General features: G+C 60.1%; 21 protein-coding genes, 1 tRNA gene and 1 pseudogene. 12 read left to right on the top strand and 11 right to left on the bottom strand.

The annotated features are described in order from the left end of the window. Positions 1 to 66: 66 nt before the first annotated feature. Both O2S87_RS09735 and O2S87_RS09730 read right to left on the bottom strand, forming a co-directional pair. On the bottom strand, positions 67 to 1,839 hold the full coding sequence (locus tag O2S87_RS09735; RefSeq protein ID WP_475408599.1) for a nitrite/sulfite reductase: 1,773 nt from the start codon (positions 1,837 to 1,839) through the stop codon (positions 67 to 69). An 86-nt stretch (positions 1,840 to 1,925) separates the two neighbouring features. Further along, on the bottom strand, positions 1,926 to 2,249 hold the full coding sequence (locus O2S87_RS09730) for a DUF8134 family protein (protein WP_475408598.1): 324 nt from the start codon (positions 2,247 to 2,249) through the stop codon (positions 1,926 to 1,928). Positions 2,250 to 2,502: 253 nt separating this feature from the next. Between O2S87_RS09730 and O2S87_RS09725 the strand changes: the two genes are divergently transcribed. From O2S87_RS09725 to O2S87_RS09710, 4 genes are all read left to right on the top strand, one after another. Beyond that, on the top strand, positions 2,503 to 2,709 hold the full coding sequence (locus tag O2S87_RS09725; protein WP_475408611.1) for a hypothetical protein: 207 nt from the start codon (positions 2,503 to 2,505) through the stop codon (positions 2,707 to 2,709). Positions 2,710 to 2,954: 245 nt separating this feature from the next. Beyond that, a complete protein-coding gene (locus O2S87_RS09720; RefSeq protein ID WP_475408597.1) occupies positions 2,955 to 3,614 on the top strand; it encodes a DUF7119 family protein in 660 nt (219 codons plus the stop codon). An 87-nt stretch (positions 3,615 to 3,701) separates the two neighbouring features. Continuing rightward, positions 3,702 to 3,775: transfer RNA gene (locus O2S87_RS09715), tRNA-Lys, on the top strand. Between the two features lie 388 nt (positions 3,776 to 4,163). After that, positions 4,164 to 4,733, top strand: a complete 570-nt coding sequence (locus O2S87_RS09710) for a hypothetical protein (RefSeq protein ID WP_475408596.1) — start codon at positions 4,164 to 4,166, stop codon at positions 4,731 to 4,733. 26 nt (positions 4,734 to 4,759) lie between these two features. On the opposite strand, the gene O2S87_RS09705 is transcribed toward O2S87_RS09710, so the two are convergent. Together O2S87_RS09705 and O2S87_RS09700 are read right to left on the bottom strand one after the other, a co-directional pair. Then, complete coding sequence (locus tag O2S87_RS09705; protein ID WP_475408595.1) at positions 4,760 to 5,476, bottom strand: DUF2270 domain-containing protein; 717 nt, start codon at positions 5,474 to 5,476, stop codon at positions 4,760 to 4,762. 202 nt (positions 5,477 to 5,678) lie between these two features. After that, positions 5,679 to 6,143, bottom strand: coding sequence for a deoxyuridine 5'-triphosphate nucleotidohydrolase (locus tag O2S87_RS09700; RefSeq protein ID WP_475408594.1), 465 nt, complete (start codon positions 6,141 to 6,143; stop codon positions 5,679 to 5,681). A 182-nt stretch (positions 6,144 to 6,325) separates the two neighbouring features. On the opposite strand from O2S87_RS09700, the gene O2S87_RS09695 reads away from it, so the two are divergent. Both O2S87_RS09695 and O2S87_RS09690 read left to right on the top strand, forming a co-directional pair. Further along, positions 6,326 to 8,296, top strand: coding sequence for an aconitate hydratase (locus tag O2S87_RS09695; protein WP_475408593.1), 1,971 nt, complete (start codon positions 6,326 to 6,328; stop codon positions 8,294 to 8,296). A 188-nt stretch (positions 8,297 to 8,484) separates the two neighbouring features. Continuing rightward, a complete protein-coding gene (locus tag O2S87_RS09690; protein ID WP_475408592.1) occupies positions 8,485 to 9,942 on the top strand; it encodes a sensor histidine kinase in 1,458 nt (485 codons plus the stop codon). Between the two features lie 147 nt (positions 9,943 to 10,089). Here the strand turns inward: O2S87_RS09690 and O2S87_RS09685 are convergent, their stop codons facing one another. Both O2S87_RS09685 and O2S87_RS09680 read right to left on the bottom strand, forming a co-directional pair. Further along, the gene (locus O2S87_RS09685) at positions 10,090 to 11,706 is read right to left on the bottom strand and encodes a bacterio-opsin activator domain-containing protein (protein WP_475408591.1); all 1,617 of its coding nucleotides are present in this window, start codon (positions 11,704 to 11,706) and stop codon (positions 10,090 to 10,092) included. A 143-nt stretch (positions 11,707 to 11,849) separates the two neighbouring features. Beyond that, positions 11,850 to 13,613 (bottom strand): histidine kinase N-terminal 7TM domain-containing protein, encoded by a 1,764-nt coding sequence (locus O2S87_RS09680; RefSeq protein ID WP_475408590.1) that lies wholly within the window; start codon positions 13,611 to 13,613, stop codon positions 11,850 to 11,852. A 334-nt stretch (positions 13,614 to 13,947) separates the two neighbouring features. Between O2S87_RS09680 and O2S87_RS09675 the strand changes: the two genes are divergently transcribed. After that, positions 13,948 to 18,114 (top strand): GLUG motif-containing protein, encoded by a 4,167-nt coding sequence (locus O2S87_RS09675; protein WP_475408589.1) that lies wholly within the window; start codon positions 13,948 to 13,950, stop codon positions 18,112 to 18,114. A gap of 14 nt (positions 18,115 to 18,128) precedes the next feature. Here the strand turns inward: O2S87_RS09675 and O2S87_RS09670 are convergent, their stop codons facing one another. After that, positions 18,129 to 18,734: a J domain-containing protein gene (locus tag O2S87_RS09670; RefSeq protein ID WP_475408588.1), complete on the bottom strand. Its 606-nt coding sequence runs from the start codon at positions 18,732 to 18,734 to the stop codon at positions 18,129 to 18,131. A 45-nt stretch (positions 18,735 to 18,779) separates the two neighbouring features. Beyond that, positions 18,780 to 19,037: an MTH865 family protein gene (locus O2S87_RS09665; protein WP_475408587.1), complete on the bottom strand. Its 258-nt coding sequence runs from the start codon at positions 19,035 to 19,037 to the stop codon at positions 18,780 to 18,782. A gap of 131 nt (positions 19,038 to 19,168) precedes the next feature. Here O2S87_RS09665 and O2S87_RS09660 point away from each other — a divergent pair, with 131 nt between their 5' ends. Then, positions 19,169 to 19,804 carry a halocyanin domain-containing protein gene (locus O2S87_RS09660; protein WP_475408586.1) on the top strand — a complete coding sequence of 212 codons (636 nt, stop codon included), beginning with the start codon at positions 19,169 to 19,171 and terminating at the stop codon, positions 19,802 to 19,804. A 12-nt stretch (positions 19,805 to 19,816) separates the two neighbouring features. Here the strand turns inward: O2S87_RS09660 and O2S87_RS09655 are convergent, their stop codons facing one another. After that, positions 19,817 to 20,305 carry a cupin domain-containing protein gene (locus O2S87_RS09655; RefSeq protein ID WP_475408610.1) on the bottom strand — a complete coding sequence of 163 codons (489 nt, stop codon included), beginning with the start codon at positions 20,303 to 20,305 and terminating at the stop codon, positions 19,817 to 19,819. A gap of 98 nt (positions 20,306 to 20,403) precedes the next feature. Here O2S87_RS09655 and psmB point away from each other — a divergent pair, with 98 nt between their 5' ends. After that, positions 20,404 to 21,138: an archaeal proteasome endopeptidase complex subunit beta gene (psmB, locus tag O2S87_RS09650; protein WP_475408585.1), complete on the top strand. Its 735-nt coding sequence runs from the start codon at positions 20,404 to 20,406 to the stop codon at positions 21,136 to 21,138. A gap of 218 nt (positions 21,139 to 21,356) precedes the next feature. Beyond that, positions 21,357 to 21,560: a hypothetical protein gene (locus O2S87_RS09645; RefSeq protein WP_475408584.1), complete on the top strand. Its 204-nt coding sequence runs from the start codon at positions 21,357 to 21,359 to the stop codon at positions 21,558 to 21,560. 5 nt (positions 21,561 to 21,565) lie between these two features. Here O2S87_RS09645 and O2S87_RS09640 read toward each other — a convergent pair whose 3' ends face one another. Next, entirely contained in the window at positions 21,566 to 23,095 is a 1,530-nt protein-coding gene (locus tag O2S87_RS09640; protein ID WP_475408583.1) for a glutamate-cysteine ligase family protein, read from the bottom strand. Between the two features lie 66 nt (positions 23,096 to 23,161). Continuing rightward, positions 23,162 to 23,401, bottom strand: coding sequence for an amphi-Trp domain-containing protein (locus O2S87_RS09635; RefSeq protein ID WP_475408582.1), 240 nt, complete (start codon positions 23,399 to 23,401; stop codon positions 23,162 to 23,164). A 143-nt stretch (positions 23,402 to 23,544) separates the two neighbouring features. Here O2S87_RS09635 and O2S87_RS09630 point away from each other — a divergent pair. Together O2S87_RS09630 and O2S87_RS09625 are read left to right on the top strand one after the other, a co-directional pair. Continuing rightward, positions 23,545 to 24,268: pseudogene (locus O2S87_RS09630) on the top strand (MBL fold metallo-hydrolase). Positions 24,269 to 24,332: 64 nt separating this feature from the next. Beyond that, positions 24,333 to 25,976 carry an acetate--CoA ligase gene (locus O2S87_RS09625; RefSeq protein WP_475408581.1) on the top strand — a complete coding sequence of 548 codons (1,644 nt, stop codon included), beginning with the start codon at positions 24,333 to 24,335 and terminating at the stop codon, positions 25,974 to 25,976. Positions 25,977 to 26,131: the final 155 nt, after the last annotated feature.

Below are 26,131 nucleotides of genomic sequence, written 5' to 3'. Positions count from 1 at the left end.
TACCAATCGGTACGCAGTGACTACTCGGTCGCAACACGACAAAAAATGGCAGCGAACAGGTGTCGCTCAGTCGTCGGCCGGAGCGATGGAGTTGCCCTCGCCGTCAGTCGGCGCAGGCGAGGCGTCCATATCGTCCTCGTCGGCGTAGGGGTACCACGTCATCTTGGTGTTGTGCATCATCGGATCCTCGTAGCTGGTCTCTTCGGGCTCGATGAGGGCTTCGAGTGCCTCCTCGTCCTGCCGAGCGATGAACGTCCGGAATGTCTCGTCGCCCTCGCGTTGGGCTTCGAAGCTCGCCAGCAGGTTCTTGATCGCGCCGGGCACCTCGTCGACGGGCACACGCTGGCCGACCCACTCGGCGAAGTGTGGGTTCTCGCCGAGCCCGCCGCCGAGACCGATGTCGAGTGCTTCGACCGGCTCGCCGTTCTTGCGGGTTTTCATGCCGCGCAGCGAGATGTCGGCGATCTGCGGCTGGGCACACGAGGCGGTACACCCTGAGAGGTGGATGTGGAAGTCCTCGACGCCCTCGGGCAGGTCGACGTTCTCCTTGAGCCACCGCGCGTAGCGGACCTGGCGGTTCTTCGTCTCGACAATCGAAAGCGAACAGAACTCGGTGCCAGTACAGGCGACCGAGCCACGCATGAACGGGTGTGGATCCGGCGAGTAGTGTTCGAGGAGATCCTCGTCGAGTAGGTCGTCGAGGTCTTCCTCGGGTACGTCGGTGATCATCACGTTCTGTCGCTGGCTGACTCGAACCTCGCCCGAACCGTACTCTTCGGCGAGTTCGGCGAGTTCGAGTGTGTCGTCAGCACCCATGCGGCCGACCAGCACGTTGAGCCCGACGAAGTAGTTGCCATCCTTCTGTTCGTGGACACCGATCAAATCGCCGTGTTCCTCGCCACCGGCGTTGTAGGTGTACTGCTCGCGGAGGTCGACGCCCGCGGTTTCGAGTTCGAAGTCGACAAAGTCCTCTTGGAGGACGTTGCGGAACTTTTCGGGGCCCCACTCGTCCATGAGGAACTTGATGCGGGCGTTGTATCGGTTCTCGCGGTCGCCGTTCTCGCGGAACAGCGCGGAGATGCCACCGGCGACCTCGGCGGCGTTCTCGGGTCGAACGAAGACGTCGAGTTCACGGGCGAGCCGCGGCTCGTTTCGAGAGAGGCCGCCGCCGACGCGAACGTTAAAGCCACGAACCTCTTCGCCGTCGATTTCCTTGTAGGCTGGCTCGAATGCCAGGTCGTTGATGTCACCCTGGCCTGAGCCGTCGGGCGCGCCGGTCACCGAGACCTTCCATTTGCGGGGGAGATTCGAGTGGTCGTCGTTGCCTTTGAACGTCTCGTTGAGCTCCTGGATAACGGGCCAGGCCTCGACGAATTCGGGAGCCTTGCCTGCCATCGGGTTGCCGACGATGTTGCGCCACGAGTCACCACAGGCCTGCTGGGTCGACAGGCCGTTGGCTTCGAGCTTCTCGAAGATCTCGGGGATATCCTCGATCTTGATCCAGTGGAGTTGGATCGATTGGCGAGTCGTCCAGTCGACGTAGCCGTTGCCGAAGATCGGGTTGGTGCCCGGACCTCTGGCGTACTCGTCGGCGATCTCGGCGACGGCTTTGGTTTGGCCCGGTTCGAGCACACCGTTGGGCGTCCCGATCCGCATCATGAAGTAGCTTTCCTGGCCGTTGCGCTGGTGGTACAGTCCCCACCATTTGAAGCGCTCGAACCACGCGTCGCTCTCGTCGTCCGGTATTGCGTCCCACCCGTCTTCTGCAAATCGATAGAGGTGCTCACGGATCTCGTTGCCGTAGACCTCAGATTTCCATCGCTCAACGTCAGTTGGCATACTTCACTCTTCTTTTCTACACACGTAAACAGCCCCCTGCTCCGTCAACCCTTCCCGGTGCTTTCGTATTCCGGATACTCTTGCCACTACTGTCGCTGACGGCGTTCGATTGGTCGCATGATCATGTTCTGTCGGTCGTAGCCGGTGTAGGTCCCGTCCTGAATGGTGCCGACCGGGAGTTTACCGGGGACACCGCTCTCGCCGCAGGCGATACATTTGCCGTAGGTCGTAACCGCGACATCGCTCCCGTCGGCGCTGACAGCAGTGAACCCCTCGGCGATGAAGTCGACGAGGTCACACTCACAGAAATCGGGCGCATCAAGCCGCCACAGTTCGCTGACGCTGACTCGGCGCTGATCGTTCACTGACAGCCAGGCACCGTCGTCGAGAATGCGAAGGGCAACACTCATATCTGACAGGAGGCTCTCCGGAAGCCTCTATCAGTCGTCTACAGCAATCACTGACCGCATCCGTGACGCCCGAGATGATCCGAAACCGATCGACGTCGATCGATTTTCGAGTCGGTTACCCGTCGCCAGTACCAGCAACATAATCCTATATTGCAGACCCCGGGCCAGTGTTACAGGTTAGATGGTGGTTAACCGTGGTGGGGTTGTATACTGTCTCGATGACCGTAGAGATCACCGGCACGGAGGCGAACCAATGAGCGATAACCATTCGGACCACTTGGCGAATCTCTCCGATGGTGCTGGCTGTGCAGAAGTCTGGGAACACCTCTCCGAACAGCGCGAAGCCGAGGCTGCCGCCGATGGGGAGGCCGACGAGGAGTCGACCGCCGACGCTGAGACGGCCGACGCCGACGAAACAGACGCCGACCAAGAGGCTGCTGCGGAAGTCCCCTACCCATAACGCGCCCCCATCTTGACTGTAACTCGACTTCGAGCCGTCAAAAACTGACCGACCAATCCTGTAGGAAGTTACCGCGAAAAGCCGAGGGGTTAGTCGGATTCGCAACAAGCTCTTTTAGGTGTCCCGTACAGTCTTCAGCTATCGAATGATGCGCGCTGATCACGGGTGGATTGTGAGGGGAACGCCGACCCCACAGAAGCCACTGAACAGGATGCTTTTACAGAACGCATCCGTTAGTCGGGACAATGAGTGAGGAGTACGGCTCGGATCGAGAGACGCCAGTTGGGACACCGGTGGTGCGAGCCGATCCCGAGATTACTGGCGAGCGAGCCGCCGAGGCAGTCGGCTTTGACCCCGAGGACCCCGAGAGCGTCGACGAGGCCGCCGAGGTCGTCTACGAGTTCGCCACCGGTGCGGTCGGCGGCAACGACCACGTGTTGATGCTTCGTGGTGCAGCCGCCTGCGCCGCACTGGTTCGCGGTGTCGGCTCGTACAAGGAAGCCGCCGAGCAGGCTGGCGATGGAGTGACGGTTTCGTTTATTCGGAAATGGGCGCGGGTCCACGATCTGCCGCAGTCGATCCGTCGACACGTCGCCCGCGGGCATATCGCACCGACGGCGGCCAAGCACATCGCACGCGTTCCCGCAGAGGACCGGTATCTACTCGCGTGGGCGAGTCTGGACGCAGATCTCACGGTTCGGGATATTCGGTCGGTCGCCAGCGCGATCAACAACGGCACTGATGGGGAGAAAGCCCTGCGAGAACTGGGGATGACGCCCGGTCGACTCCAGATACAACTACCGCTGGAGCTCTACGTCGAGCTTCGCCACCGGGCGTCGATGGAGAACCGCGAGCCAGGCGACGTGGTTGCCGATGCGCTGGCGGGGTACTTTGCCGAGCAGTAGTGTGTCAGCAGGCAGAATTGTGTGAGACGGAGACGTAGCGGCGGTTGATGTAAACCCTTATCAATACGTACAAGCAATTCACGATGAGGGCTGGTAGCTCAGTTAGGCAGAGCGTCTGGCTTTTAACCAGACGGTCGGGGGTTCAACTCCCTCCCAGCCCGTTTTCATGCGTCGTCGTGAACGTCGTGAACGACGGCTTGAAGCGGCTTGCCGCTTCGGCGACTGAAAGGAGCAGTGAAAACGCTACGGAGGGATTGAACCCTGGAAGTCGCAACCGTGAGCAAAGCGAACGGTCCGCCTTCCTTCGGTTCAACTCCCTCCCAGCCCGTTTTGCTCCGAACACTTTCGTGAGGAGCAACGCGGCTGCCGAGGGTGTGGAACCAGAGAGTGACCGAAGGGAACGACCGTGGTTCACCTCCTTCCCAGCCCGCCGTCGACTCCCTCCCGGTCCAACATCGACACCACCTACTATCCATAACGTCCCGTCGACGAGAGCTTTTTGACGACGTGGTTCAAACATTCGAGACAGCACCGTCACCAACTCACACCATGGCCGACAGTCCACAATCCGACGGCGACGCGCTGATTCCACCAGCGACTGCTGAAACCCAGTCGTCGGCTACCGTGACCACAGAACAGTCGGTGACCGAGCCAGTCGACGTCTTGCTCAAGAGTTTTATTACTATTTTTAAACGTGAGCCCCAGATCGATCTCGAAACGATCCGCGAGCGAACGACCGTCAGGAACGTGGTCGACTATGGCAATATAAATCAGCATCTCGATCCCGGCTGGGCAGTCGCGCCCGAGATCGTCAAGTTCGGCGAGGAACCGCTGGCCGACGCACTGGTCTTTAGCCATTCACGCCGCTCGTACGACGTGATTCTCAAGCCGGTCGACATCTTCCTGCCGACCGACGAGATCGAACTCTTCATTTTCGACCGCGAGCGCGGTATTCGCCACCGGCTCGTCAAAACGACATCTACTCTCGACCGGGCGCTCGAACACACCGTCTTCCAACTGACTCACAGCCGGTTCAACCCCGACGCGCCGTATCTTGCCTCACTCATCGGTGATGAGTTGGCGGGTGAGGTCGACGACCTCCAGTTGACAACCGAGTGAGCGAGCGCTTTTGGAGTGCGAAGGAATTACTGATGGTCATCGTCCGTCTCCTTCCAATTGCCGGGGTCGACGCCGTGGATTTCTCCTCTTGCCTTGCGTTGCCCCGGCCAAAAGGAAATAGAAAAGACCCCGAGATAGAAGACAGCCAGCACTGCTGCGACGACCGGACCGGGAATCCCCGGAAGCTCTGCGGCTTCGGTCCACTGTAGTTCAGGGCTAAAGAGCGTGACTTTCGAGGCCCAGGCGAGTCCGATGACAACAAACAGTAACGCGTACACCCGACGGATCCGACGAGACAGGGCTTCGAAGTACGAGACTTTGAACGTCGGTTGACGGAGATTGTCGCTGAGTTTTTCTCTCCAGTTTGAATGATGTTCGATGCTTTCGGGATTGAACGCGTTCGCAAAGATGTTCTCTTCGACGAACCTGACTTGGGACCGCCAGACGTCGTAGAACCGATAGCGGCGGACTTCGAAAAAGAGGAACATACCCAGCAGTACTAGTCCAATCAAGAGGAGGTACGCTGGCATCGCCTCGCTCGCAAATACCACCGAGAGCAAGGCGGCGATCAAGCTGATCGCCCAGTCGGTGGTTCGGTCGAGACGGTCTTGGGCGCTTACCGACTGAGTCACACTGCCTCGATAAAAGTGAGGCAGAAGCGACAGGAATGCCTCCGGGTTCGCACCAGCATCGGCCGCAATCTCCTCGTCTTGGGCGTCGAGTTGGTCAGCTGTCTCGTCCATGTCACTTCCACCCCTCCGACCGGGTTAACATTCTCTTCGTGTTCAAAACAGTTAGAAAACCAGTATTTTTCCACCTTCGGTTCGAGTGCCCTGTCCATCTGGTCAACAATGTCTTTTTGCAAGGATTTCAGCAGAGACGGTCGACTCTCAGTGGGTGATGCGTGTGCCAAAAGATTGGTATAGAGACATCAAATCAGACTGATCAGTCGACGTTTTCGCCCTGATAGCTCCCGTCGTAGGTGCCCTCGTGGTCGGCTTCGGCGAAGACGATCTGGGCGATCCGCGCGCCTTGGTCGATCTCGATTTCGTGGTGGACCTCCAGCAAGCCCTCGCCTTTGCCCTCGTAGCCCGCATCCCACACAGCCGTATGGAGCATACAGGAGTTGCGCATCAGCGACGAGCGCGGATAGATGAAGCCGATGTGTTCATCGGGGATGTGGACGGTTTCGCCGTACTGGACGATGTACGCGCCCGGGTCAAGCCGATAGGTGCCGTCGACCGGCTCGATTCGCTCGCGCTCGCCGACGGTCTTGCCATCGAGGCCGATGTGGCCTGGCTCGGTCTGTTTATGAATAATCTCGGCCGTGAGGTCGACGCCGTTCGGTTGACGTTGGCTGTCGGTGGTCGGCGAGATATGCTGGTCGACGAGTGTGCCGGATTCGAACATATCGGTGGCTCAGTCGGGTCGGCCTAAACCCTACCGAGTTCGGATTAGTTTAGATACGTGAAAAAACACCCCCGGTGAGCCAGCGTTGCTGTACAATCGGGCAGTGGCATTCTAATTTGACACGGTTAACAGTCGAGAAATACGCGGGATTTATGCCTGCGTAGCATCCATTAGCGAACGTTATGGGACAGACGCTTACAGAGAAGATCCTCGACGATCACCTCGTCGAGGGGGAGCTCACCCCCGGAGAGGAAATCGGCATCGAAATCGACCAGACCCTGACCCAGGACACCACGGGTACGATGGTCTGGCTCCAGTTCGAGGCGCTCGGGCTCGAAGACGTCCAAACCGAGCTGGCCGCCCAGTACTGCGACCACCAGACCTACCAGTTCGACTTTAAGAATACCGACGACCACCGCTTCCTCCGTTCGGCGGCTGGCACGTTCGGCGCGCACTTCTCGCGGCCCGGCAACGGTATTTGCCACAACGTCCACAAGGAGAACTTCGCCGCGCCCGGCAAGACGCTGCTCGGATCGGACAGCCACACGCCAACGCCCGGCGGTCTCGGCCAGCTCGCCATCGGTGCGGGTGGCCTCGACATCGCGGTCGCCATGGGCGGCGGCGCGTACTACGTCGAAATGCCGGAAGTCGTCAACGTCCGCTTGGAAGGCGAGCTTGAGGGATGGGCCTCCGCGAAGGATGTCATCCTCGAAATGCTGCGACGCCTGACGGTCAAAGGCGGCGTCGGCAAGGTCTTCGAGTACACCGGCCCCGGCGTCGAGTCGCTCACCGTTCCCGAGCGAACGACGATCACCAACATGGGTACCGAACTCGGTGCCACGTCGTCGATCTTCCCGACCGACGAGCAGACCGAAGACTACCTCGAACGCGTCGGTCGAGCCGACGAGTACGTCGAACTCACCCCCGACGAGGACGCCGAGTACGCCGACGAGATCGTGATCGATCTCTCGGAGCTCGAACCACTGATCGCCTGCCCGAGCATGCCTGACAAGGTCGTGCCCGTCCGCGAGGTCGCTGGCGAGCGCGTCGAGCAGGTCATGATCGGCTCGTGTACCAACGGCAGCTACGAGGACATCCTTCCCGGAGCCAAGATGCTCCAAGGCCGCGAAGTCGCCATGCACACCGAGATGATCATCGCACCCGCATCCAAACAGTCGGCCGAAATTCTGGCCCGTCAGGGCTGGGTCGCCGAACTGATGGCCGCCGGTGTCAACTTCTCGGAGGCGACCTGTGGTGCCTGTATCGGAATCGGCCACGTTCCGGGTAGTGACTCGGTGTCGCTCCGAACGTTCAACCGCAACTTCGAGGGTCGCTCGGGGATCGAAGACGACAACGTCTATCTCTGTTCGCCCGAGGTCGCCACCGCCGCGGCAATCGCCGGCGAGATCATCGACCCACGAGACCTCGCCGAGGAACTCGGCGATCTCGAAGCTCCTGGCGTCGAGCTGCCTGAAAAGTACAACGGCTCGAAAACCGACCTCATCTCGCCTGACGAAGCCATCGATGACGAACTCATCAAAGGCCCCAACATTGGCGACGTCCCACTGAAGGATCCGCTCGGCGACACCGTCGGCGGCGAGACGATCCTCAAGATGGACGACAACATCACGACCGACCACATCATTCCCGCCACGGCGGATATCCTGATGTACCGGTCGAACATCGAGAAGCTCTCGGAGTTCACGCTCTCGCGTGTCGACGACACGTTCGCAACCCGTGCCAAGGAGTCGCCCGGTGGCGTGCTCGTTGCTGGTGAGAACTACGGTCAGGGCTCGTCGCGTGAACACGCCGCGCTCTGTCCGATGTACCTCGGCATCGAGGCCGTCTTCGCCCAGAGCTTCGCCCGAATCCACAAGGCGAACCTGTTCAACTTCGGTCTCGTCCCGCTCGTGATCGACCAGGAGACCTACGACAAGATCGAGCAGGGCGACGACATCGAGATCGTCGACGACATCGGTGAGGGCGTCCGCAGTGGCGCAGAAGAGTTCACCGTCAGCGTCAACGGCGAGTGGGAGTTCACCGCCGAACTCGACGCCTCCGAACGCGAGCGCGACATTCTTGCAGCCGGTGGCAAGCTCTCGTGGACCAAACAGCAGGCGACCGAGGGCGGCTCGGCTCCGGCCGACGACTGAGCAGACCACAACTCAGGTTCTTTTATTTTTAAAGCGGACAGTAGCGCGGCGCATCGAATACGATCCGATATTTTGGAGTAGAATAGAGGAAGCTGTTCCAATCAGCCTCGATTCCAAACATATTTGTTCATGGTTCCTTTAATAACGTCAGTTCACTAGTTGCGGCTGACTCTACGGGATACCCAACCATGACTACTCCGTCACAACCCAGTTTCTCTCCGGCCGAGGGGATACATATTCTTCACGTCGACGACGAACCGGATTTCGCTCGAATGGTCGCGGGGAACCTCGAAGCACAAGACGAACGGTTCACCGTGCAGTCGACGACCGACCCCAGTGCGGTCTCGGAGATCGTTTCGCAGGACAAAATCGACTGCGTACTCAGCGACTACGCGATGCCCGAAATGACCGGCTTGGATCTTCTCTCCGAGGTTCGAACTGTCGACCCGGACATTCCATTCATCTTGTTTACTGACACGGGGAGCGAGACAATCGCCAGCGACGCGATTTCGGCTGGCATCTCCGACTACGTCATCAAAGAGACGGTCAAAGAACAGTACTCACTGTTGGCAACCAAGATTTCGACGTACGTCGACCGTCGTCGCGCCGAGGCGGTTGCGGCTCGCACCCAACGACAACTCCACGAACTCGCCGAAAACACGAACGACGTGCTGTTCATCTTTTCGGTCGACTGGACCGAACTCGAATACATCAACTCCCGCTATGCGGAGCTGTTCGGCCAATCGGTTGCGACGCTCCGTGAGAACCCGACGGCGTTTCTGGACGTCGTTCATCCCGAGGACGTCGACGACGTTTCAGCAGTGATGCAGCGAGCCTCAGAGGGCCACTCACAGGCAGTCGAGTATCGCATTCAGGCTGGCTCGAACAAGTGGGTCGAGTCACATGCCCAGCCGATTGTCGATGACAGTGGGACTGTCGTTCGTGTGGCCGGATTCACACACGATATCACCGAACGAAAACAGCGCGAACTCGACCTCCGAGCCAAGAACGAACGGCTCGAACGGTTCGCCTCGCTCGTCTCCCACGACCTACGGAACCCCTTGAGCGTCGCCGATGGCTATCTCGACCTCGCCCGCGAGGAGGCCGACAGCGACTATCTCGAAACGGCTGCCCGCGCGCTCGACCGCATGGAGACGCTCATTAGTGAACTGCTCGCGCTCGCACGCGAGGGCCAAGAAGTAACCGAACTGAAACTCGTCTCGCTCGACAAACTGGTGCTTTCGAGTTGGAACAACATCGACCAGAAAAAGGCGTCGCTGGACACCGAGACGAACGTCGAGATCCGTGCCGACGAGATTCGACTGGGACAGATATTCGAGAACCTCTTTCGGAATGCTATCGAACACGGTGGGGACGCTGTGCGAATCAAGGTCGGCCTGCTCGACAACGGAACCGGGTTCTACGTCGAAAACGACGGGGCTGGCATCCCGGACGATAAAAAGGATCAAATATTCGAGACTGGATTCACAACCAACAGACAGGGCACCGGCTTCGGGTTGGCGATCATCAAACGAATCGTCGACGCACACGGCTGGCAGATCAGTGTGACAGACAGCCAGGAGGGTGGTGCGCGGTTCGAAATCACCGGGATCGAACTCATCGATCAACAGAAGGATTCGATATAGAACTGAGATCAGCACACAGCACACTCGAATCACGGTTCTGTTCGGCTGTTGTGTTGGTCTCGGTAAGCTGTTTGAGCGCAGCTTTGGTGCCGCCGCGGTCGGAATGAGCCTTTTTCACCTACGAGTGGTAGCTATTGGACACTGATCTCATCGCTCGTGAATCCCCGCTTCGAATAGCTTTCGCTGTGCGGCCCGCAGGTGCTGGGTGAACGTCGCCCGCGAGATGTCGAGTGCCTCAGCGAGTTCACCCGTGTTGTTGTGCCGTGGCCGCTCGAAGTAGCCCGCCTCGACGGCGAGCGAGAGCACCTGTCGCTGTCTGTCGGTCAGTGTGTCGACCGCGTCGGTCTCCGAGGCTCCAGACTGGTCGGGCGTCGTCCAGAGCGTCGAGACTGACTCCGAACCACACAACTCCGAGAGGGCTGCAACACACTTCTGGACGGTCGTGTCTGCACCGATTACGGCCGTGAGGTGTGCCCGGCCGTTTTCGACGACGGTCCTAGAGAGCGACGCACCGCAGTCAGCGAGTCGCGGTTCGGGAGCCGGTGTGTGGGCGATGATGCCACACGTAATTCCGTCGTCGTCGCGGTAGGCATCGACCGAGACGATGGCCTCGGTGGCGTCAGCGGCGGCCGCGAGGTCAGCCTTCGAGGCACCGCCGACAGCGGTGACATAGAGGAGTTCGCGGTCGTTTCGTGGGATCACAGTTTCGGTCCGAAGCTGTGATCCCGCGGGTAGTGCTGTTGCAAACATGACCAGCGGATGACACTGGCCGCTGAGAGTGAACTCGACGGTCGCGGTTGCCGACGACAACAGGGTGCGTTTCCAAGCAGTCGTCTGAAAGGCGTAGCCGACAGTGTTGGCGTACTCGGAGAGCAACGTTCGCTCGCGATCGCCGATCTCGGGTCGCTCACTGTAGACGGTCAGCACGCCGAATTGGATCTCGTTGTATGCGATTGGTGTCGCAGCCACCGATCGAAAGTCCCGGTCGAGGGCTGTCGTCACCCAGTCAGCGGTGTCGGCTCGGGCCGCCGATTCGGACCGCAACGAGTCGATCGAGCCGACAACTGGTTCGGCTTCGTCGAGGGCTCGAAGGGCGGGTTCAGTGCAGTCGGCTGGCCGCGTGCCAGGCGTGATTGTGGCTTCGAGATAGTCGGTATCACCGGCGGTCGCCAGCGGAACAACCCCGTGGTCGTCGTCGACCACACCGATCCACGCACAGGCGTAGCCGCTGTCGACTAGCTGCTCGCAGACGTTCACACCGAGTTCCGAGCGGGTGGTCGCGGCGGTGACCATCTCTAGGAGGGCTTTGTTCTGGGTGCGTTCGCGGGCCAACGCCCGGCGAGTTCGGTCGGCCTCGACGACCGTTTCGATCTTCCGAGCTAGTCCGGTGGGCCGCTGGCCGAGATCCATCTTCCTGACGTAGTCGGTGACCCGGGCGCTGATCGCCTCGCTGGCGACCGCTTCGTCGCCCTCGCCGGTCACTAGAATGAACGGGCGGTCCAGATCGGTGGCGCGAACCTCGGCCAGCAGCTCGACACCGGTTCCGTCGCCGAGTTGGTAATCACAGACGATACAGTCCGGCTCGGTGGCCGCAATCGCCTCGCGGGCCGCCTCGAACCCCATCGCCGTCGACACACTAAGCGCCTCGCTGGTGCGTTCGAGCAGCCGCCGTTGGGTCCGGACCCACGTCTCGTCGTCGTCGATCAACAGCACCGAAATCGGCTGTCTTGAGGATACGAAACCCGACTCATCAGTGTGGCTCACGCCCACACACCACTCGCGGTTCGCCGTGGACCGTCGTCGACTGTACGTCTCTGCATACTGCTCATGATGTATCAGTAGTGTCCTGACACCCTCCTAAAAGGTATGCCACTGTATAGTGGTGTCTCATGGAACCCCCGCGTTTTTCAGGCTACATGGGTGGCGGTCTCGATCTCGAAGCGCGCGCCGCCGTGGGTTCCGTCGGTCACCAACAGCGACCAGCCGTGGGCTTCGACGATCGTCCGGACGATCGCGAGGCCGTAGCCCGAACCACTCCCGGTGGAGACGCCGAAGGCCAACAAGTCTTCGCGTCGGTCGGCAGGGATTCCCGGCCCGTCGTCTTGGATATAAAATCCCGGTGCCGTCGACAGCCTGCCGACCCGGACGGTTGTCGCGTCTGATCGCCCGCTGACGGCGTGTTCGGCTGGAGCGTCGGGCACTTGTCGACTGCTCGTTGAACCGTGTTCGACGACATTGACGAAGAGGTTCTCGAAGGCCTGTTGGAGCCGACTGGCATCCGCCGTCAGGCTGCAGGTCGACTCGACCGACAACCGGAGGTCACCGGTGTCGACCACCTCCCACGCCGCCCGAGCGACCGTTTCGAGATCGCAGTCAGTCGGTGTCTTCACGTCGGTGCTCTCGCGGGCAAGCGCGGGCAATCCCTCGGCAAAGGCCCGGAGCCGCCGGTGGACGGATTCGAGATCCGACAGCGACTGGTCGAGTTCGGTAGACGCCGAATCGAGGTCTGCCCGAATGAGATGCAGGAGGCTCTCACCGGTCGCCAACGGTGTCGCCAGATCGTGTGAGACGACGCCCGCGAGACGTTCGAGCTGTTCGTTTTTCGCTTCGAGGCTCTCTTGATGTGCCTTCTGGAGCGTGATATCAGTCAACGAGAGGATACTGCCCCGAGGGTCACCCTGTGTTTCCGTCTCGGTGCCCCTGATCCGAGCGATGTACTGCCGCGGTGTGCCGTCGACCCCGATCACACACTCGATCGCCCCGTCGAGACCGGGATGGAGATCACCGCCGTCGAGCAAGGGTTCGGGAAGGATCTCGATGAGATCTCGACCTTCGAGCGGGTCCGTGACGTCGGTATCGGCGTTGATGTCGACCAACTCACGGGCCGCGCGGTTGGCATCCAGCACCCGGTTCGACGTGGTGACGACGAACACCGGATCGTCGAGCGTGTGAAAGACGCGCTCGTGGGCGACCGGAACGAAACCGGTCAGCTCGGCGCGCTGGACGATCACCGCCAACGGGATGCCGACGAGGACGAAGACGACGGGCGTGAGATCGGCAGTCGGAATCGGCTCGAAACCGAGGTGGAACAGCCCGTTGGCGAGCCACGGCACGCTGAGACAGGCAAGTAAGACCAGCGACTGGCGGCGGTACAGCCGGTTGTTGGTGACGGTCTCGCCGACGATGAGACCCGTCCCGATCAGGAGCAAGCCATAGGAGTAGACGACGTTGATTCGGTGGCCGATCGCGGGCGGCGTTTCGAGCAGAGCGACGCCGTCGACCGTTCGGACGAACATCTCGGTATAAAACAGCGAGTGCGAGTCGGCGGTCCAGACGAGCGCGAGTACGCCCGCGGGAACCACCAGCAAGAACGCGAGCCGCCGCCGTGAGAGCCAGGCCTCGCGGTCGGTGTACTGCAGCGCGAAGACGATCCAGACGATCGGGGCGGTGACGACCGAGAGGTAGGATAACTGAATGAAAAATAGGAGCCAACCCTCGGTGTCGGCGACCAGGTAGCCGACGTACGTCGACGCCCAAAAGCCGATGACGAGCAAGAAGAGTCCAAAGGTGAACGCGGGCTGTCGACGGTCGTATTTGACCACGAGGGCGACCGCCAGCAGCCCACCGATGAGCGCCGACCCGCCGTAGGCGATCAGCCCGGAAACGTACATGAATCTGTGAGTGTCTTGGTCGTCGACCAGTAGGACTCTATCGGTTCACGCATCGGCCAGCGTGATCGATCCAGGGTGGTCGAAAGTGGTAGTCGAAGGGCGCGATCCACTGTCACACCACCATCCGCTGGCATCTGGTTTAAGCCTGATCTACCAGTATCTTTACTTATCGAATGAGGTTAAAAAACCGTATTTTAGATCCTGAAACGTGTACATTCGTTCTAAATTATTTATATTTGACAAACACTCGACAGTCAGTCTCTGTGGCAGCCCACATTTTGGGTCGTAATCACAACTGGACCCGGAATATCATTCCTGTGGAGGCCAAAGGACGATGATCTGCTCGTCGACGCGCGTGGCGGTGCTGTTCGTCTTCGCACTGGTCGGGATGAGTGTGCTGTTGGTCGGGCCAGCGGCCGCAGCCGATCCGGTCGACCTCGATCCCGACGAGGATCTCAGTGGTGAGGGGACTGAAGACGATCCCTACGAGATCAGTAATGCCTCGGAACTGCAGGCGATGGAGGGTAATCTGAGTGCGAATTATACGCTCGTTGGGGATGTCGACGCCAGTGAGACTAAAGGCTGGTACGGTGATGAGGGCTTCAAGCCGATTGGCGATTTGGGTGACGATGACGAGTTCGCAGGGAGCTTCAACGGGAGCGACTACACTATCTCGAATCTCAGTAGCAACCGCAGTACCGAAGGGTTCGTGGGCCTGTTTGGCGTAACTGCGGGAGATGCCACCGTCGAGAGCGTTGGACTCGAAGGTGTCAACATCGACGGAGACACCGATGTCGGCGGGTTGGTCGGCCAAAACAGCGGCGAGGTCAGGAAGTCGTACGCAACTGGCGATGTCGACGGAGATGGAAACGACATCGGCGGATTGATCGGCGACAACTTCAACGGCGAGGTGAATGACTCGTACGCAACCGGCGATGTCGACGGAGACGGATACAGTGTCGGCGGATTGGTCGGCAACAATGGCGGCGAGGTCAGGGACTCGTACGCAACTAATGATGTCGACGGAGATAGTACCAGTATCGGTGGGCTCGTTGGCGATAACGACGGCGGCGAGGTCTGGGAATCGTATGCAACTGGCGATGTCGACGGAGATAGTACCAGTATCGGTGGGCTCGTGGGCAGTGGTGACACCAGCAACGTCGAAGACTCTTACTGGGACACAGAGACGAGCAGTCTAGACGACTCTGACGGTGGGACTGGTCTCGCCACCGCTCAGATGACTGGTGCGAACGCCTCGGCCGACGGCAACATGGACGGCTTCGACTTCGAGAGCACGTGGTACCTCACCGCAGAGTATCCATCGCTCAGTCCCCCCTTTGACGGCGAGGGTACGGAGGCCGAACCGTACGAACTTGAGGACGTGTTTGACCTCCAAGAAATGAAAAAAGATCGCTCAGCGAACTACGTGCTCACGCGGGATGTAGACGCCAGTGAAACTGAACACTGGAACGGCGGCGAGGGTTTCAGACCGATTGGGGAGTTTACCGGTTCGCTCGATGGGCAGAGCTATGTGATTTCGTCGCTCTATATCAACCGATCCAGCCAAAACACGGGCCTTTTCGAGCAAGTTAACGATTCGATTATTACCGATATCGTCATTGAGAATGCAAATGTCACTGGTGGCTTTAATACTGCTGGGCTCGCTGGATTCTTCTATAGCGATAGCACCGTTTCAAACGTTTCGGTTTCGGGAACCTTCCGTGGAGACAATAATGTTGCAGGGATTACCGGATACAGTAACGAAAACCACTTCGAGAACGTTTCGGGGAACGTAACAGTTCATTCCAGCGGGGAGGCTGGTGGACTTATTGGTGGGTTGGACGACAGCCATCTCGAAAACGCGACCGCAGAGGTCAGGATTAATTCGACCGGTGACAATGTGGGTGGGATAGTTGAAAGCGCCTCCGGAGGGGCGATTACAAATGCGTCGACTATCGGTACGGTCGACGGGAAAGAGAACGTCGGCGGAATCGCGGGGAGACTAGACGAAAGTGAGTTACATGCGTCATCGTCGACAGTTGATGTCAATGGAGAGGCGCAAAGTGGCGGTCTCGTCGGGGAAATCGACCAAGGATCAGTCACGAGTAGTTCCGCACGCGGCCCAGTCAATGGTACGATGAATGTCGGCGGCCTCGTTGGAGTCAACAGAGAGGGATCGATCACAAATAGTTCTGCACACGGATCGGCCGACGGAACAGAGAATGTCGGTGGTCTCGCCGGGTTTACTGAGGGCCAATTAAATAGGAAAGACGCCGTGGTCGTTCAGTCGTTCGCCACTGGGACCGTCGATGAAGAGGGCTCCGCGAGCTATTCTGGCGGTCTCATCGGACGTGATGACGTGAGCGACATTGAGGATTCTTACTGGGACATCGAGTCGACCGGCCAGGACGACTCCAACGGTGGAACTGGTCTCACTACCGATCAGATGACCGGCGTCGATGCCGATACAAACATGGCGGATCTCGACTTCGACGGCCCGTGGTATGTCACGCCCGACTACCCCGAACTCACCGCGTACGAATTCCCAGGAGAGGGAACCGAGAACAAGCCATACAAGGTCGAAAACGTCGACGAACTCCAGTTGATTGAAAACGATCTCTCAGCGAATTACAAGTTGCTTCAAGACATCGACGCCAGTAAGACGAAAGATTGGAACGACGATAAGGGATTCGAGCCGATTGGGACCAGCAGCGAACAGTTTGAGGGGACGATTAATGGAAACGGTCACGCAATTTCGAATCTCGCAATCAACCGCAGTGAGAAGACCAACGTGGGCTTGTTTGGAGTAACTGACGGAGGTGCGACGATCGAGAACGTTGGACTCGTAGATGTCGACATTCACGGAGATAATCAAATCGGTGGACTGGTTGGCTTCCTCGACGACGGAGCCACAGTCAGCGAGTCGTACGCCACCGGTACTGTCGACGGAAACAGATTTGTTGGCGGGCTGGTCGGCTACAATTACAGGGGTACAGTCAACGAGTCATACACCACCGTTACTGTGGAAGGAACTGACAATGTCGGTGGGCTGGTCGGCGAAAACTACGAGGGCACAGTCAGCGAGTCATACGCCACTGGCACGGTCGACGGCACAGACTATGTCGGCGGACTCGTTGGGAACAATAACAAAGACAACGACAACTACGATAGTGATGTGACCACGTCGTACGCCACTGGTGAGGTCACCGGTACAAACTATCTCGGCGGACTTGTCGGTAACAACTCGGGTACTGTCGAAGACGCCTACTGGGATACCGAGTCGACCAACCAGTCGGACTCCGAGGGCGGAACTGGCCTGTCGACCGCCCAGATGACCGGCACGAATGCCACCGACACCGACAACATGGGCGCGCTGGACTTTTCGACCATGTGGGCGGCCACCGATAGCTATCCACTGCTACAGTGGTCGGTCGACGATCTGGATCTCGAACTCGCTGACGACGAACTCACCGAGGGCGAAACCACCGCCGCTACCGTCACCGTGACCACGGTCGACGGACGCGTTGTCGGTGCAACGTCGACCAGCGACTACAGCAATTCCGACACTCGCGTGGCGACCGTCGACCGCGGAACGGTCACCGCCGAGAACGAGGGGTCGACGGTGATCAAAGCCGCCCGAGCCGGCGTCGACGACGATGTCTCACTCTCTGTCCGGCGTGTCTCGGCTGGGGGCGGCGGGAGTGTCGGTGGCAGCGGAGGCGGCGGCAGCAGTAGCAGCGCGGCCCCCGCAGCTGACGATGACGATACAGAGACTGATAAAATCGAGACCAACGACGATGGGAGCGTCTCAGCAAAGACGTCCGCGTCGGCCAACGCACCAGCCAGCATCGAGCTCGGCGATTCCGTCCGCGATGACGAAAGCGGCACGCGATTCGGTCGCGTCGACCTCACCTTTGGTGAGGACACCGACGTGAGCTTTACTGCGCGGTCGACGAGCCGCGACGATCTTCCCGACGGAACGCCCGAACTCGGTGGCGACGGAAGCGGCGATGGCGACACCAGTGTGACGAGCAAGTCTGACCGTGCAATCTCCTACGTCGAATTTACGGTCTCTTCGGATGGCGTCGACGCCAGCGACCGCGTGAGCTCGTCGACTATCGAGTTCGACACAAACAGCAAACGACTCGAAGAGCGAGGCGTGGCGTCCGAGGATGTGGCCCTCCACCGCTACGACGACGAGAACGGCGAATGGATCGAACTCGACATCGAAATCGTCGACGAATCCGACGGCGAAGTCACCTACGAGTCGACCACACCCGGCTTCTCGATGTTCGCTGTCGGCGAGCGAGCCGAAGCGGCTGACACGGATTCGACCGATGAGCCGGTCGAAAACGAATCGACCGACGAGCCAACAGATACTGATTCATCGACCGAGTCGGCCGAGTCGACCGAGACGGACGACGACACGCCCGGTTTCGGTCTGCTCGCCGCAGCGGTCGCGCTGCTCGGGGTGGCACTGCTACTCGGTCAGCGTGACTGAGCAATCCGCGTCCGCTACTCGGTAAACTCTTTTGCGGTGGTGTAGGCATCGGTGAGCCGCTTGAACTCGGCTTCGGTGCCACCACGGTCGGGGTGGACCTCTTTGACCTGCGAGCGATAGGCGCTGCGAACCTCGTCTTCGGAAGCCCCGGCTTCCAGACCGAGCTTTTCGTAGGCGCTGATCACCGAGCCGTCGACCGTCGGTCGGCTGTGGGTGCGCTCGGGTTCGTCGACCTCGAATGGGAGTCGTCGACCAAGTTGGGCGATTGGCATCTCGTCCTCGCAGAGCACGACGTAGGTCGAGGTCGATTCCAGGCCGAAAAACACCTGTGGGTCGAAGGTGATCGCGACATCCCGCTGTGGAAGATAGAACGCGGCGATGTGACCATTGAGCTCGTGGCTCTCAACGAACGGCTCGCCGATGTCGTTGAGATAGGTTCGGATTTCGGCGAGTCGACGGAGCGCGCCGTCGACGCGTCGGTGTTGAAAGCTCGGCTCGCCAGCTGGCAGCAGGCGCTCGCCGAAATAAAACACGGCAGCGACGATAGCCGATGCGCTCAGACCCAGCGCGATACCCAACAGCAGCCACGCTGGCAGCGTCGCCAACAGATCGGAAAGCACATCGGTAGTACGAGTTGCGGGCTAAAGAAGCTCTCGGGATCGCAGTTAGATCACGCGTTCAGCTTTGAGACCGGCGATCACGTCGTCGACGAGCGTCTCGATATCCTCGTAGGGGAAATCCTGGTGGCCACCGAGCTTCGAGGCGAGTTCCATCGCAGAAAGCGTCCGGTCGCCGGCCGTAAACGTGGTTCCCGGGCCGTTCGGAAGCGCCGGAACCAGATCCATCTGACTCGTTACCGGAAACTCGGCGTCAGTAAAGGCCTCTGTGAACTGTTCGCGGAGTTCGGCCTCGATATCAGTCATACAGATTGTGTTGTGAAAGAAGGCAAAAACGTTCCGAAACACCCCGTCGACACCCAGTGAGGGTTGCTTCGTGGGGCGACCGTCGACGTCGAACCAAAGTATTCACTACGGCGGATCACTAAACGCGATGTATGAGCGACAACGCAGGCGTCTCTCGACGTGGATTCCTCCGCGCAACGGCCGGAGCAACCGCTGCCGCGGGGGCTGTCACCGCCAGTGCTGGGACGGCCACGGCGCAAGAAGAACTGCCGGATTTCACCGAACTCGAGGACATCGACGGCGGCATCGAGGACCTCCGCGGCGAAGAGGAGGTCACCGTCGAGGTCGGTGCCGAGGGCAACGGTGGCGACTACGCCTTTTCGCCCGCCGGGATCTGGGTCGACGCCGGAACGACCGTCACGTGGGAGTGGACTGGTGCCGGTGGCGAACACAACGTCTCGGCGACCGATGGCGAGGCGGAACTCGACAGTGACCTACAAGGATCGGAGGGCGATACGTATGAGTACGAGTTCACCGAAGATGACGAAGGGATCACCAACTACGCCTGTTCGCCCCACGAGTCTCAGGGCATGCTCGGCGGTGTCGCTGTCGGTGATGACGTCGAAACCGTCGAAACCGAAGACGACAGCGGTGGTGGCGACAGCGGTCCGCCGACGATCCCGAACAGCGCGAAAACCCTGGGTGTTGCTACCTTCTTCGCGCTGGTCTCGACGCTCTCGTTCGCCTTCTTCTTCGTCAAGTACGGCGGCGACTACGAAGAAGAATAGTCACTGAACACGCTATTCGATTTCTTCGCCGTCCCAGTAATCGACCGCAGTATCATGCTTGTAGTACCCCTCTAGACTCCGTTCCTCGCGGCCGCCAGGCAGCGAGCCAACGTAGACGCCGAACTTCTCGGAGTCGGAATAGACGGTGATGTCCGGCTCGTTCATCGTCGACACGACGAAATACCGGAGCGTCCCCTCCGAGTCGTTGATCACACGATGGGCACCGGACTCGTCGGCCGGAAACGTGACGTAGTCGCCCGCGGTCAAATCCTGTGTTTTTCTATCGGCACGGAGCGTCCCTTCCCCGGCCAGGACGAACAGTGCCTCCTCGTTGGCGGTGTGGTAGTGGTAGGGCCACGCGCGCTGACCCGCGGGCAGTTCGTAGAGACTACAGCCCAGCTGGTCGCTGTCGGTCGCCTCGTCCAACTGCTTGCGGCGCAGGTCCATCCCGCCTGCGTCTCGGATCGTCCAGTCCAGTTCGTCGACGTTCGTTTTTTCCATGTGGTTTTTCGTACTGTGACCGACGTGACCGGTTTCGCGAAAGCGGCGAGGGTTGCCGAAGGGCTGCATTTATCAGCACTCCGCCGTAACGATTGGTAATGCGAACTCCATTAGGCGGTTCTGCTGGCGAGATGGGTCAGCTCGAAGGCACCAACGCGAACGTCTTTGGGCCCGAACTCGGCGAGTTTTCCGGTCAGAACGGACAACAAAACACCGACGAGGCGAAAGACGCAGCGATGAAAACCGGGACGACCACCGTCGGTCTCAAAACCGACGAGGGCGTCGTGCTGGCGACCGACATGCGCGCGAGCATGGGCTACATGGTTTCGAGCAAGGACGTCCAGAAGGTCGAAGAGATCCACCCAACTGGCGCGCTCACCATCGCCGGCTCGGTGTCGGCCGCTCAGAACCTCATCTCCTCGCTCAAAGCTGAGGTCCGACTGTACGAGGCCCGCCGTGGCGAGGACATGAGCATGCAGGCACTGTCGACGCTCACGGGTAACTTCCTGCGCTCGGGTGCGTTCCTCATCGTCAGCCCAATCCTCGGCGGCGTCGACGACGACGGAAGCCACATCTACAGCATCGATGCACTCGGCGGAACGACCGAGGAAAACTACACCGTCACCGGCTCGGGCAGCCAGTTCGCCCTCGGTGTACTTGAACAGGAGTACGACGAAGGACTCTCGCTCGATGAAGCCGAAACGGTCGCCGCCCGCGCGATCAAAAGCGCCGTCGAGCGGGATCTGGCCTCCGGCAACGGGATCAACATCGCCGTCGTCACCGAAGACGGTGTCGAGATCAGCAAGTACAAAGAGTTCGACGCGCTGCTCTAAGGGCGTCGACGGATTTTTTCGGTCGACCGTACCACTGGGTTAGCCGGAGGCTCTTCGATCAGTGCGCTTCTCCTCGCCGGTAGCTAAAATAAACGTTTGACTCCATAGCACCCTATAGAGTATTTATATGGGTGAAAGATGGTGATATTTGTATACTAACGTAGTAAAATTACTCGAATTCGTAGAAATATTTTAGTAACTGTCCGACGTTGATGTGGATGACGATGTACTACGAACTCACCAAACCATACGACGATTACAGCCCTGGAACCGTCTTCAAGCGAATCAGCGTCTACGGCGAGGGTCACCTCGAAGCCTGTAAACTCGAAGCGCTGAATCAGGGCGGCATCCAGACGAAACGGCTACGCGTGACCGACGAAGAACTCGACAGTCTGTTCGTCGAAACTGACACCGCAAGCTAATCCAGCTACCAGTCGGTGAAGCTCCCCTCGATCAGCGTTGCGGCCTGTTTTTCGATGTAGAGACGCTGCATAGACTGAATCGCCTCACTCAGCGAGTCGCCGTCGTCGAGCCGCCGTCGAACCTCTCTGCGCTTCCAGCCTGCGGGCGTCAGCCCGGTTTCGATCCGCCACTGGAGCGGCTGAAGGTAGCGGTCGACGGCCCTCCGGTCGAGTCCGACTGCCCGAAGTCCTTCGGCGGCGTGTTCCAGGAGATCGGTCAGCGCGAGCTCCATGTCGTGGGTCTCAGAGCCGTCGGCGGTGATCCAGGTGATCTCCGCGCCGATCCCGTCTCGCATCGCCGCGTAGAAGTTGTCGTTCGCTCGCTGCCAGTCGAGACCCCCGACGGGGTGTTCGGTGCGTGTGAGTCCCTCCATTGCACCCGCAAACGCGACCGTCAGTGCCATCGAATCCCTGACCGTGGGCTGGGCTGGCAACGGACGGAACTCGATGCGGGCGTTGGCTTGCGAGCGTGTCGGCCCGTCGAACACTGGTCGAACCCACCGCCAGTAGGTGCCGTGTTTGCGGCGCAGGGTGGCGAAGTTGTCGTGGAAGTCACTGTCACGGTCGACTGCCATCGGGATCAGCGTCTCGTCGTCGACAACGCGCTGGACGGCCTCGTCGATCGTTTCGAGTTCCTGTGGAAAAGCGACCTTGTCGGTCTCGGTGGCGGTGTTGAGCACCGATTCGAAAACGGCGATCCGGTTTTCGTGCCAGCCGTGTTCGAACAGCCACTCGGGATCGAGGTCGTCCTCGTAGAGATCCGGCGGGAAAAACGGTGCGTTGACGCCGAGTGCGAGCAGTGGCCCCGCCAGTCGGACCGCGTACCGGAAGTACCGCGGGAGATCCATCGCCTGCTGGACCTGATAGTGGGGCTGAATCGAGGTGATCAGGCTCTCGGGCATGACGGTTGCGGCTTCCAGGTCGACGCCGGGTGCGTCGACGCGGAACTCACCGCTGGCGCTGTTGGCCATCGCGTGGTAGCGCACGGCGTCGCTCATGTTGGTGGCGATCCGAATCCCGTTGTCGTCGATGCTGTCTGTGAGATAGTTGCGGGCGGTTTCGCCGGTCGGCGGAATCGTCCACATGGCGTCGCTGACCAGCCGGAGCCCCTCGGCCTGGCTACAGGTGAGCGCGGCTTCGAGTCGGCTTCGAACCTCGGATTCGATCGCCGTCAGCCCGTAGCTGTTGAACGGCTGTGGGCTGGCGGTCATCTCGGCGTTGTGCAGCCCGAGTTCCTTTTCGAAGCCGATCAGTTCGAGCAGTCGACGCGGAACGCGCGCGAGAGCGAACTCGCCGTCTTTTTCGGTGTGCCAGCGGTCCTCGGAAACCGCATAGAACTCATATTCAAGCCCGAGAATCGACTGGTGGTTGTCGAACGTTCCGGCATCGAGCTCCGAGCGCACGAAGTCGGCATCGGTTGCCGCCTCGGTCCTGTACGACTCGGTGTCGACCGCGAGCACGTCCCTGACGGACGCCGCCAACTCGGACTCTGTCATCGGTTGGCCGTAGCTCAGCGTTCAAGCCCCTTGAACCCCCATAGCTTCGACCGACTGGTCGACTGATTACCGGCGCTTCCAGTCGAGCGTGATCGAGATCGTTTCCCGGGGACTGCGGATCAGCGAACGGGTTTCGTGGACGCTGACCTCGTAGCTCACCGTTTCGGGTGGTTCGAGCCGGACCGATTTGTTGCCGACTCGGATATGAACGTCGTCGCCGGATTCGAACTCCTCAGCAAGCGACCGTAGGCTCTCGGCGACACTACTCCTGTCGAGATCGCTCTCGTGGACCGTTTTTTCGACCATATGTGATAGTAAGTGACACGCTATAAAAATCCAATTTGCTGTTATACTGAATACAGATTGTTACTGATCGTCTTCCAATGAGATCAACTTCCAGTCGACCGTCGAAGGGCCAGCTACAAGCCGACTGCGACCGCCCGGGACGTATGACGATTCGACACGATACGCTCGGAGTCGACTGGCTCGGCTATGCGACCGCGCGGCTCGAATTGGATACTGGCACGGTAGTGTATACGGACCCCGGCCGGTACGGGGTCCTCGATGGCCAGTATCCCAAAGACGGCCATCTGATCATGGTCACCCACGACCACCACTACGATTCCGAGGGTATCGAACGGGTCGACCGACCCCGACGCGACTGTCGTCGTCTTCGACGGCGTCGACGCCGCCCGGATCGACCGCGAGGTGAGCATTGTCGACGAACTGCCGTACACTGTCGTTCGGTGTAGCCAGCAGGACCACCTTCGCGTCGACGTCGAATCGACAGACGAGACCGTCGACATCTGGACGCTTCCGGCGTACAATCGGCCTGACGGGCCGTGTGCGAACGCCGACGGGAGCGTGCCGCACCCAAAAGGTGAGGGCTGTGGGTTTCGGTTCTCCCTGGCGGGAACCACCGTCTTTTGGCCCGGCGACTCCGATGCCCTCGATGGCTTTGCCGAACTCGAGGTCTCGCTGTTTTTGGCCAACATCGGCGGAAGCGTCGTGATGGACCGAACGGCCGCCGCTGATCTCGCCGAGCGGATGGACCCCGATCTGGTCGTTCCGATCCACTACGACACCTTCGACCTCTTGGCGGCAGACGACGAGGCGTTCGTCGTCGACGTCGCCAGTCGGTCGATTCCAGTCGCACTCGATCGCCCAGCCTGATTTCGGCGTGGTAGGGACTGCCTACTGCCGTAAGGCGGAAGGTCGACCGCAGTAGAGCTATCGTATGACGTGGCAGATCATGCCCGCCTACGATTCGCTGCGCGAGGCTCGCCAGGAGTTCTCGTGGGACCTTCCCGACGACTACAATCCGGCGGTCGACTGTCTTCGAAAACACGACCCGGACCGCTCCGCCCTTATATACGTGTCAGTCGACGGAACCGTGTCGACCCACAGTTACGGCGAACTCGACGACCGGTCGGATCGACTCGCAGCGGGGCTCCGAGAACGGGGAATCGAGTCAGGCGACCGAATTGCGGTCGTCGTTCCGCAGAAACCCGCGAACCCGATTGTCCATCTCGCTGCCTGGAAACTCGGCGCGATTTCGGTTCCGCTCACCGTGCTGTTCGGTCCCGACGCGCTCGAATACCGGCTGGTCGACAGCGGGGCGAGCGCGGTGGTGGTCGATCCAGCCGTGTGCGAGACAATCAATGAGGTTCGCGACTCCTGCCCGGATCTCGACCACGTGATCGGGCTTGGTGGGGCTGAGACGGGAGACGCCCACACAGTCGACTCACTTATAAAGAGCCACGAGCCGGGAATCGAATGCTACGAGTCGACGCCCGACACCCCCTCGGTGATCATGTACACAAGTGGGAGCACCGGCCCGCCGAAGGGGGTGCTCCACAGTCACGCGCTATGGCTCGGGCGAGCAGCCGCCGCGTACAACTTCTTCGATCAGGGTCTCGACGAGGAGGCGACGCTGTGGACACCCGCCGACTGGGCATGGGGGGCAGCGCTCGGCGGGACGCTGTTTGCAGGGTTCCATTACGGAGCTACCGTCGTCGCATGGCCACGAGAGGGGTTCGACCCCGAGGGCGTCTTTGGGCTACTAGCTCACCACGAGATAACCCACTCGTTCATGCCACCAACTGCGCTCCGGATGCTGATGAGTGTCGACGACCCTGCTGACCAATACGACATCTCTTTGGAGACGCTGGCGGCCGCGGGCGAACCCCTGACGCCGGAGATCCTGACGTGGGCCGACGAAACCTTCGAGAACCTGCCGGTAAACGAGTTCTACGGCCAGACGGAGTTGAACCTCGTCGTCGGCAACAGTTCGACGTGGTTTCCGGCCCAACCCGAGAGCATGGGCCAGCCGTTTCCGGGCTACGAGGTGCGGATCGTCGATCCCGAAAACCCAGACCCTGCGGCCCCACTCGACCGTGGCGAACCGGGAGAACTGGCGGTCAAAGCCGACGATCGGCGCTTCTTTTTCGACGGCTACTGGGGGCGTCCCGAACAGACGGCCGAAAAGGAAGTCGACGGCTGGTTTCTGACCGGTGATATCGTCCGACGCGACGAGAAGGGGTACTGCTGGTTCGTCTCGCGTGCAGACGACGTGATACTCACCAGCGGCTATCGTGTCGGCCCGATGGAGATCGAACGCGTGCTTCTCGGGCATCCGGCTGTCGAGCAGGCGGGCGTGGTTGGCGTCGCCGACGAAGTCCGTGGTGAGGCGATCAAAGCGTACGTCCAGCCCACAGCGGAGGGCGGCTCGGCGGCGCTCCGAGACGAACTCACACAGCGTGTTCGCGAACAGCTCGCTGCCTACGAGTACCCACGTGAGATCGAGTTCGTCGACAGCTTGCCAACGACGACGACTGGCAAGATTCGTCGACGAGCGCTTCGTGAACAGTCTCGATATTAACATTACATTTTGACTAGCACTACTTCTGGGGGTTAATCCGGCAAGCTGATTGCCACGGCTGAAGAAAGAGAGCAATGAAAGAACTTGCACACGACCACGGAGATGCCGCAGGGTTTCTCAGAAGGTATCAAGCGTGTTTCGCCACGAGAGCCGAC

It is taken from the genome of Halohasta sp. A2, from assembly GCF_056175805.1.
This window is presented reverse-complemented; position numbering and strand designations above follow the sequence as displayed.

Coding starts and splice junctions, on each gene's coding strand:
- O2S87_RS09660 (WP_475408586.1), top strand. CDS start 19,169: ATGAGCGACAACGCAGGCGTCTCTCGACGTGGATTCCTCCGCGCAACG.
- O2S87_RS09680 (WP_475408590.1), bottom strand. CDS start 13,613: ATGTACGTTTCCGGGCTGATCGCCTACGGCGGGTCGGCGCTCATCGGT.
- O2S87_RS09645 (WP_475408584.1), top strand. CDS start 21,357: ATGACGATGTACTACGAACTCACCAAACCATACGACGATTACAGCCCT.
- O2S87_RS09655 (WP_475408610.1), bottom strand. CDS start 20,305: ATGGAAAAAACGAACGTCGACGAACTGGACTGGACGATCCGAGACGCA.
- O2S87_RS09690 (WP_475408592.1), top strand. CDS start 8,485: ATGACTACTCCGTCACAACCCAGTTTCTCTCCGGCCGAGGGGATACAT.
- O2S87_RS09735 (WP_475408599.1), bottom strand. CDS start 1,839: ATGCCAACTGACGTTGAGCGATGGAAATCTGAGGTCTACGGCAACGAG.
- O2S87_RS09695 (WP_475408593.1), top strand. CDS start 6,326: ATGGGACAGACGCTTACAGAGAAGATCCTCGACGATCACCTCGTCGAG.
- O2S87_RS09675 (WP_475408589.1), top strand. CDS start 13,948: ATGATCTGCTCGTCGACGCGCGTGGCGGTGCTGTTCGTCTTCGCACTG.
- O2S87_RS09720 (WP_475408597.1), top strand. CDS start 2,955: ATGAGTGAGGAGTACGGCTCGGATCGAGAGACGCCAGTTGGGACACCG.
- psmB (WP_475408585.1), top strand. CDS start 20,404: ATGCGAACTCCATTAGGCGGTTCTGCTGGCGAGATGGGTCAGCTCGAA.
- O2S87_RS09710 (WP_475408596.1), top strand. CDS start 4,164: ATGGCCGACAGTCCACAATCCGACGGCGACGCGCTGATTCCACCAGCG.
- O2S87_RS09730 (WP_475408598.1), bottom strand. CDS start 2,249: ATGAGTGTTGCCCTTCGCATTCTCGACGACGGTGCCTGGCTGTCAGTG.
- O2S87_RS09700 (WP_475408594.1), bottom strand. CDS start 6,143: ATGTTCGAATCCGGCACACTCGTCGACCAGCATATCTCGCCGACCACC.
- O2S87_RS09725 (WP_475408611.1), top strand. CDS start 2,503: ATGAGCGATAACCATTCGGACCACTTGGCGAATCTCTCCGATGGTGCT.
- O2S87_RS09625 (WP_475408581.1), top strand. CDS start 24,333: ATGACGTGGCAGATCATGCCCGCCTACGATTCGCTGCGCGAGGCTCGC.
- O2S87_RS09705 (WP_475408595.1), bottom strand. CDS start 5,476: ATGGACGAGACAGCTGACCAACTCGACGCCCAAGACGAGGAGATTGCG.
- O2S87_RS09635 (WP_475408582.1), bottom strand. CDS start 23,401: ATGGTCGAAAAAACGGTCCACGAGAGCGATCTCGACAGGAGTAGTGTC.
- O2S87_RS09640 (WP_475408583.1), bottom strand. CDS start 23,095: ATGACAGAGTCCGAGTTGGCGGCGTCCGTCAGGGACGTGCTCGCGGTC.
- O2S87_RS09665 (WP_475408587.1), bottom strand. CDS start 19,037: ATGACTGATATCGAGGCCGAACTCCGCGAACAGTTCACAGAGGCCTTT.